Genomic DNA, 6,000 nt, shown 5'->3' with positions numbered 1-6,000 from the left:
AAAGTGAGTAAAAAGGGATAATTATTAACTTGGAAATAAAGAGATAAAGAATTTACCACCAAATTTGACGAAGAACCAAGAAAACTCATACGAAACGGACAGACGCCTGCTCCAACTTGATTTTCACAAATGGCACAAATATATCGAACGCAACAGCCATCAGCTATGGCAGGAACATCTGATTATTAACAGCAAATACAACATGGATGACTCCCGCTACATGGAACCTCTATTGTGTTGCTACCCTAACCGGCCGGAACCGTTGATAGCCCAGATTATCTCCAATTACATGGCTTTCGGCAGTCCACAGGAAGACAGCAAACGTACCCTTGCCTGTGCCTTGCGCATGTTGTTGTCTTTCCATTGCCCGCTCAAAGAAATGAGTCTACTCCTATTAAGCGGCTCGCTGCTTTTTGTAGACAAAACAGTCCGTTCCTATGCAGCGGAGTTATGGGTAGAAGGACTCTCCACAGGAAGAATAAACAACCACCGGGTAGGAGAAATCCTGGCCCGGCTTATCAACATGGAACTTGCTCCGTTAAAACGCTTCACCACACAAGTGTACGAAAGCATGTACAAACGAAGCGCTTTCCACAACCGCCAACTGGAAGAATTGCTCACTGTATTTATCAGCGGATTGCCCGACAAACCCGTCACCGGACTCAAACAACTGCTCGAACTCTATCTGGAACTATTAACCATCAACCGCAGCAAAGTTACAAACGAACAACTCTTGCAACGCCTGCAAGAATGGGCAACGAACAGCAATTTGAAGAAAGTGACCACTTCACTCAACAAACTATAATTAATTCATGATTATGACCCTAGAAGAACGCCTCAACGAAATAGTAGAAAAGCAACAGGGGGATGCCATCATCCCCTTTCTGCAAGGACTCACACAGGAAGAACGAAAGAGCCTGGTACCCCGCCTGAACAAACTGGAAGAATACTACAGTAAATTCGTGCAACTTAACAAGAACACATACGGTACACGGGGGACTTCCGCACAGCATCGTATCATCAATCTTACCGCTCTCGTTATCTATTCGCTGAAAGAATTCCGTAAACACCAATGGGGAATCAACACCGAGCAACTGAATGAATTAACCCCGTGGTACGTTCCCTCCTGGCTCGACAGCTTCTTCAAAGAAGGTGAAGGCAAAGAATTCGGCGGTTTCTACGGAATGGATTACGAAGTCCTGATGGATTGGATAGAGCAGGGAATACTTACTGTGACACCTTCTCCACAAACCATTGCGGGTTATCTGGTAAGCTACATCAACACCACTGCTATACTGCAAAAACGCGAAATCACACTTAAAGAACATATTTGGTATCTCTTTGAGTACGACTGCGGACAGAACTGGATGGATAACCGAAATGGCGGACACCCCTACTATCCTTACAAATATCTTATCGAAAACGGGAAACTAGACCGTATGCGTGTATTAAGAGAATCTCTGCTCGCTGTCAACCGAAATATGAACAAGAACCTATGCGGCTGGTTTGCAGGCATGTTTACCGCACTTACCCCCAGCATAGAAGAACAACTCGCGTTACAACCGGAAATATTAGCCGTCCTGTCCGCCCCTCACAGCCGCCCGGTCAATATCATGCTCGGACTGCTGAAGGGCTTATGCAATCATCCGCAATTCCGGATCGAAGAGTTTCTAAGTCAGACTTCCGTTCTTTTCGCTTCAGATGTGAAGGCAGTCCACCAAAACACATTGGCCGTACTTAACAAGCTGGCAAAAGAAAGAAAAGAATTTCGTGACGCCATTTGTTGTGTTGCCGCACAAGGATTAATGAGCCGGGAAGAATCTACTCAAAGCAAGATAGTCAAACTGATCCTGACGTATGGAGAGACAGAATCTGCCACATTAAGAGAAGCACTCTCCGTATATACGGAAACGATGTTGGCAAACACTAAAAAAGAGCTGAAGGCTTATCAGGAGAATAATGAGTCTGGCCATACTTCTGCCCATAATGAAGCAGCTCCCACCCACTCCGAGCAGCCCGACAACAATTCCGCCTCTTTCGTATATGAACCGATACTCCCCATTATCCGTGAGGACAACCGGATACAGGAAATTGCTTCCCCCGAAGACCTGCTATTTCTTGCCAGCCAAGTGCTGGATGGGAACGAGATCTATCACTTCGACCTGTTACTCGGTGCCTTAGTGCAATGGGACCGCCAACAGGACACAAAACAAATCTCACAATGGGCACCCATCCTTCAACGCGCTTACAAACTACTGATGAGCGGAGGAAGTTCACGAAACGGCCTATTAGACCAACTGATGGCAACTTTCCTCCTTGATTATGCAAAACTACTGGTTAAACGCTTCCCTAAAGAAGCAAAAGAGCTAAGTGACTTGCATCAGAAAATGGTACAGAAAGACGAACTGCAGAAAGGTAAATGGAACTATCGTAATCTGCAGAAACTCACCATCCGTCAGAAAACGAACCAAAAAGAGAAGTTCCCTGTTCACAAGCAGCTATTATGCCGGACACTAGATCTTTTGGAGAGTAAAGAGAAACCTTTACCCCTATTGTCCACTCCCACCCATACTCCTATGTTTATCGCTCCGGCAACCCTGGTAGAAAGGTTAAAACAATATCAGCAAGCAAACACTGAGCCAGACGATATGGATATGCAAATAGCACTCTCACGAGTGGCATTGGATAATTCATCACAAGAACTTCCTATTATCCTCCAAGACTTAAAGGAAGAATACCAGCGCTTACTTTCTTTCTTGTTGGGAGCAGAAGATGTACTCCCCCAAGCACCCTTCACCCATCCTTCCTGGTGGATGACAGCAGGACTAATCAAGTCGCCGGAAACAATCTACTCCGAATTCAAAGATTTCTCATACAATAAAGGTCCACGCGAGTTCCTGACTGGAAACTTTACGTGGAGAACTTATCTGCGTACTCACTCATATACCGATTACAACAAGAAAGTAGTAGAATGGACCTCCGCAACTCTTACTTTCGATATTCCGGAAAGCAAAAACTCTCATGTCGTCAATAAAGATGAATATAATGAGAGAATCAGTTACCATTCATACGATTCGCATCCGTTAGTGGTCGAAATGTATCCGCTGATAGAGCGCTTCGACGATATACAAAATGACTTGCCACGTTTAGCATGGTTAACTCCCAATATGCCGGAACCATTATTAGTATGGTGTATCCGCAGTGCCATTTACGATCCGATGTTAAATGAGGTTAGGGAAATAGGCATCACCAAAGCCACCATCGAAGCACTTCATCAGTTAAGACACACCTGGCATGAGGCGTCTTACATACTGGAAGCCAGTTGTATGTTGGTAGCAGATAAGACTTCCCGTTCTTATGCCGCCGAAATCTGGATAGACCGTGTCGGCAAAGGATGCATAGACAGTAAGCGCATAGGTACAATCTTAGGTTCACATCAACATACCGGCTGGGGACCGCTGAAAAGACTCACCGACCTGATACAGCAACAAATGATGAATGTCAGTCCCCTGCACAACCGGGAATTGGAGAGTCTAATCGTAGCAATGCTGGCCGGACTTCCGGAAAAGCCGATCAAAGATTTAAAGAAGTTGTTGGAGATCTATGCGGAACTGTTATCAATCAACCACAGCAAAGCCAAAGACGAACAGGTTTTACACCTGTTGAATGTTTGGAAAGGGGTCGCTAATCTGAAGAAAGCAGTGGCTAATATCCAACATTAAGAAGATTGTTGCAACTACTTAATCTCTTACTTTGTGCCACCGTATTGGCACGGCTGTGCCATCGAAGTGGCAAAGTTGTGCCAACGTAGAGGCATAACTGTGCCAATATAGTGGCACGACCTGACCACTTAAACAATCAGGATTTAAAGGTAGCTTATTGGAGCAAAAGCCAAAAAGAAGTATCTTTGGCACACTAAATACAAAAGGTTGAATGATTATTCTAAAATATAGTTTAGCTATCTTCTGTTTGCTGCTGACAGGATGCTCCTTCTTTTCCAGCCAAAAGGAAAAGGAGAACCCCGCCCTGACGGAATATGAATATACGACGGACGATATGCAATCCGGCGAAGAAAGTGCCACCGTCTTACCGCCACCGCCAAAGCGAAGCGCAATGGCTCTCTACATGGATTCACTGGGACTCGTCAACGTAACCGATCTGGATAGCAGCCTCGTTGTTAAGTTAATGTATACGCAAGCTGATAATTTCACTGGCGAAGTGCTTTACGACAACTTAACGGAAGCCTATTTGCATCCGGATGCGGCATACGCTCTTATAGAAGCACAAAAAGCCTTGAAAGAGCTTCACCCGTCTTATAGTCTTATCATTTACGATGCAGCCCGCCCCATGTCGGTACAAAAGAAGATGTGGAACGTAGTGAAAGGAACATCCAAATACAAATATGTCTCTAACCCAAACCGTGGAGGCGGACTACACAACTACGGACTGGCAGTAGACATCAGTATTCAAGACTCTTTAGGGCAGCCTTTACCTATGGGAACCCAAGTAGACCATTTAGGTGTGGAAGCACACATCACAAACGAAAACGAACTGGTACATAACGGAAAAATGAGTGAAACAGAACGTCAGAACCGGATACTGCTGCGAAAAGTAATGAAAGAAGCCGGGTTTCGTGCATTACCCAGCGAGTGGTGGCATTTCAATTTTTGCAGCCGGGATGTAGCCAGACAGAAATATAAGTTAATACCATAAATCGGCGCTCAGCAAGATCATAACCGGTGCTCAACGATTCATTGTAATATCCTATAACACAATAACGCCATGATACAAATCTCCCCCGAAACTCAACTTTTTATCCGCGAACATTCATCGGACGATGTACGTACACTAGCTTTACAAGCTAAAAAGTATCCGGATATAAATATGCCGACTGCCATCACCCAAATTGCAGGAAGACAGGTTGCCGCCGAAAAGATTCCTTCATGGCGAGAAATAGAAGAGATATGGTATCCGAAACATCTGTCGCTAGAGCAATGCTCTTCTGAAATCACTGCCCGCTACAAAGCCCGTCTTTTTCAGGGAGATTCGCTGACCGACCTCACCGGAGGCTTCGGCATAGACTGTTCTTTTCTTGCCACCGGATTCAAGTCCGCCACTTATGTAGAACGCCAGGAAGAGCTTTGTGAAATAGCGGCACACAACTTTCCCATCCTGAATCTAAACCATATAAACGTAAGAAATGAGGATGGAGTAGCCTATCTGCAAACAATGTCCCCCGTAGATTGTATCTTCCTCGACCCTGCCCGCCGCAATGAACACGGCGGAAAAACGGTCGCCATCTCCGACTGCGAACCGAACGTAGCCGAACTCGAAGCTCTTCTGCTTAGCAAAGCCAACCGGGTAATGATAAAACTCTCTCCCATGCTCGATCTTTCATTGGCACTAAAAGAGCTGAAGCATACGCAGGAAATTCATATCCTATCCGTCAATAACGAATGTAAGGAACTACTCATTCTACTCAGACAAACATCACCGGCGGAAATCGCCATTCATTGTGTAAACCTCCTCACGAAAGGGACTCAAGAAGAACAACACCTCGTATTCACCCGCGAACAGGAGCAGCGTAGCCAATGTACTTATACCGATTCTTTAGGAAATTACCTTTACGAGCCGAATGCATCTCTTCTGAAAGCCGGTGCCTTCCGCAGCATTGCCGCAGCCTACCCCGTCCGGAAACTGCACCCCAACAGTCATCTTTATATCTCCGATTCTTTCATTGAAAACTTCCCCGGAAGAATCTTCCGCATTGTCAACCAGTGCAGTTTCAATAAAAAAGAAGTAAAGGAGAATCTGGCAGATCTGAAAAAAGCAAATGTGACTGTCCGCAACTTTCCCGCCACAGTGGCCGAACTTCGCAAACGGCTCCATCTGACAGAAGGAGGAGATACTTACTTATTTGCCAGCACATTAAATAATGGGCAAAAAGTCATCATCCGCTGCGAGAAAGTCTGAACTATTTGCTATTTTTGCAAAAAGAAA

Annotated in this window: 3 protein-coding genes and 1 pseudogene; all 4 read left to right on the top strand. The window is 45.3% G+C overall.

What is annotated here, in order from left to right; all coding sequences use genetic code 11:
• Positions 1-70: 70 nt before the first annotated feature.
• Positions 71-805 (top strand): annotated as a pseudogene (locus tag LPH68_RS12135) (DUF6493 family protein); the annotation flags it as partial.
• A 13-nt stretch (positions 806-818) separates the two neighbouring features.
• Entirely contained in the window at positions 819-3,722 is a 2,904-nt protein-coding gene (locus tag LPH68_RS12130) for a DUF6493 family protein (protein WP_151922848.1), read from the top strand.
• A gap of 211 nt (positions 3,723-3,933) precedes the next feature.
• Positions 3,934-4,713: a M15 family metallopeptidase gene (locus tag LPH68_RS12125; protein ID WP_009038870.1), complete on the top strand. Its 780-nt coding sequence runs from the start codon at positions 3,934-3,936 to the stop codon at positions 4,711-4,713.
• A gap of 69 nt (positions 4,714-4,782) precedes the next feature.
• Positions 4,783-5,973 carry a class I SAM-dependent methyltransferase gene (locus LPH68_RS12120; protein ID WP_192920477.1) on the top strand — a complete coding sequence of 397 codons (1,191 nt, stop codon included), beginning with the start codon at positions 4,783-4,785 and terminating at the stop codon, positions 5,971-5,973.
• Positions 5,974-6,000 lie beyond the last annotated feature (27 nt).

Source organism: Bacteroides sp. 1_1_30, assembly GCF_020982715.1.
GTDB classification, from domain to species: domain Bacteria; phylum Bacteroidota; class Bacteroidia; order Bacteroidales; family Bacteroidaceae; genus Bacteroides; species Bacteroides xylanisolvens.
Note: the sequence above shows the minus strand (reverse complement) of the source record. Positions and strands in the feature narration are given on the sequence as shown.

What these genes read in the sequence shown, in the direction of transcription:
- LPH68_RS12120 (WP_192920477.1), top strand. Translation starts at nt 4,783, where the DNA reads ATGATACAAATCTCCCCCGAAACTCAACTTTTTATCCGCGAACATTCA.
- LPH68_RS12125 (WP_009038870.1), top strand. Translation starts at nt 3,934, where the DNA reads ATGATTATTCTAAAATATAGTTTAGCTATCTTCTGTTTGCTGCTGACA.
- LPH68_RS12130 (WP_151922848.1), top strand. Translation starts at nt 819, where the DNA reads ATGACCCTAGAAGAACGCCTCAACGAAATAGTAGAAAAGCAACAGGGG.